Below are 1,938 nucleotides of genomic sequence, written 5' to 3' on the forward strand. Positions count from 1 at the left end.
GGGCGCGGCCGTCCGCCCGGCCGCCCCCGGCCCGCGTCAGTTCCGGGCCCCGGCGGCGCATCCCGGCGTTTCGCACGGTCCCTTAAGGTGGCTGAGCGGGTTTTTACCTGCCCATTACACATACCACCCGGTACGAACCCGGACGAACATGAGCGAAAGGGACTGCCGTGGGAATTCCACGTCTCAGCAGCACCCCCCTGCCAGGGATCGGAGTGCGGTACGACATGACGACGCGGGAACACCGCTGCGTCTCGGTCGTGGCGCAGCGCGACGGCAGCCGCACCATCACCGCCTACCGCCAGGACGACCCGGACGCCGCCGAGATGTCGGTGCACCTCACCGCCGGTGAGTCGCAGGCGCTGGTCGACGCGCTGATGCCGGCCCACCACAGCCCCAGCCTGCTCTCCGCCAACGACCTCGGCCTGGTCGCCGAGCGCATCGAACTCGCCGCCACCGCGCGCTGGAACGGCCGGCTGCTCGGCGACACGCAGATGCGGACGCGCACCGGGGCGTCGATCGTCGCGGTGATGCGCCGGGCCGAGGCGATCCCGTCGCCGACGCCGGACTTCCGTCTCGCGGGTGGAGACATCCTCATCGTGATCGGCACCCGCGAGGGCGTCGAGGCCGCCGCGGCGATACTCGGACAGGAGTGATGTGGTGCATTCGACCGCGACGTTCCTGATCGAATTCGGCGCCATCATCCTCGGGCTGGGCCTGCTCGGACGCTTCGCCGGGCGCTTCCAGTTCTCCCCGATCCCCCTCTACCTGCTGGCCGGACTCGCCTTCGGCGAGGGCGGGCTGCTGCCGCTCGGCGCCAGCGAGGAGTTCGTGGCGATCGGTGCCGAGATCGGCGTGATCCTGCTCCTGCTGATGCTGGGCCTGGAGTACACCGCCACCGACCTGGTCACCAATCTGAAGACGCAGTACCCGGCCGGTCTGGTCGACATGGTGCTCAACGCACTGCCGGGCGCCGCGATGGCGCTGCTGCTGGGCTGGGGCCCGGTGGCGGCGGTGGTCCTGGCGGGCGTCACCTGGATCTCGTCCTCCGGCGTCATCGCCAAGGTGCTGAACGACCTGGGACGGGTGGGCAACCGGGAGACCCCGGTGATCCTGAGCATCCTGGTCCTCGAGGACCTCTCCATGGCGGTCTATCTGCCGATCATCACGGCCCTGCTGGCCGGCTCCGGCCTCGCGGCCGGCAGCGTGACGCTGGCGATCGCCCTGGGCGTCGCCGGGCTGGTGCTCTTCCTGGCGGTCCGGTTCGGACGGCACATCTCCCGGTTCGTGTCGCACCAGGATCCGGAGAAGCTGCTGCTGGTGGTGCTGGGGCTGACCCTGCTGGTGGCGGGGGTCGCCCAGCAGCTCCAGGTGTCGGCGGCGGTCGGCGCGTTCCTGGTGGGCATCGCGCTGTCCGGCGAGGTCGCGGAGGGCGCGCACCATCTGCTGTCGCCGCTGCGGGACCTGTTCGCCGCCGTGTTCTTCGTCTTCTTCGGCCTGCACACCGACCCGGCCGAGATCCCGCCGGTGCTGCTGCCCGCGCTGGCGCTGGCCCTGGTCACCGCCCTCAGCAAGATCGCCACCGGTTATTGGGCGGCCCGGCGGGCCGGTGTCTCGGTCAACGGCCGGTGGCGCGCCGGCGGGACGCTGGTCGCGCGCGGCGAGTTCTCCATCGTGATCGCGGGGCTGGCGGTGACCTCCGGCATCGAGCCGCGACTGGGTCCGCTGGCCACGGCGTACGTGCTGATCCTGGTGATCGTCGGCCCGCTCACCGCGCGCTACACCCAGCCGGTGGCCCTGGCGCTGACCCGGGCGTCGGCCCGTCGTCGCGCGGCGGGCGCCAAGGCCGTGGCGCAGGACGGCTCCTCGGAGGCTCCCGCGGCGGAACGGCTCGAGGCGGATTCCGTCGAGCGGTCCTGAGCGGACCTGAGCGTCCCCGCC

The 1,938-nt window shown here is 71.9% G+C and carries 2 protein-coding genes; both read left to right on the forward strand.

Annotated features, from left to right (window positions below; genetic code table 11):
* The first annotated feature begins 224 nt into the window (after window positions 1–224).
* Window positions 225–653: a cation:proton antiporter regulatory subunit gene (locus HW445_RS28910; protein ID WP_180223800.1), complete on the forward strand. Its 429-nt coding sequence runs from the start codon at window positions 225–227 to the stop codon at window positions 651–653.
* 4 nt (window positions 654–657) lie between these two features.
* The gene (locus HW445_RS28915; RefSeq protein ID WP_180223801.1) at window positions 658–1,917 is read left to right on the forward strand and encodes a cation:proton antiporter; all 1,260 of its coding nucleotides are present in this window, start codon (window positions 658–660) and stop codon (window positions 1,915–1,917) included.
* The last annotated feature ends 21 nt before the right edge of the window (window positions 1,918–1,938 follow it).

The organism is Streptomyces sp. UH6, from assembly GCF_013421635.1.
In the GTDB taxonomy this organism is placed as follows: domain Bacteria; phylum Actinomycetota; class Actinomycetes; order Streptomycetales; family Streptomycetaceae; genus Streptomyces; species Streptomyces abyssomicinicus.